General features: G+C 44.7%; 1 protein-coding gene. It reads left to right on the forward strand.

Translation table 11 applies throughout. The features are described from left to right. On the forward strand, positions 1-257 hold a 257-nt coding region (locus NE619_RS18320; protein ID WP_256133901.1), incomplete at both ends, for a stage II sporulation protein P.

Genomic DNA, 257 nt, shown 5'->3' on the forward strand with positions numbered 1-257 from the left:
GATATTATTAACGGACAGCTCGACAGGAGTAATGCATATGAAAACGCAGAAGCGTCTGTCAGACCGATTCTGGAGGCAAACCCAACGATCGAGGTGGCAATCGACCTTCATAGGGATGGCGTTGCCGAGGGAACGCACTTAGTCACAGAAATAAACGGAAAGCCGACTGCAAAGATCATGTATTTTAATGGATTGAGCCGATCTCGCACAAACGGAGATATCGATTATCTTTATAATCCGTACATACAGGATAATCT

This window comes from Anaerovorax odorimutans (assembly GCF_024459955.1).
GTDB lineage: Bacteria > Bacillota > Clostridia > Peptostreptococcales > Anaerovoracaceae > Hominibacterium > Hominibacterium odorimutans_A.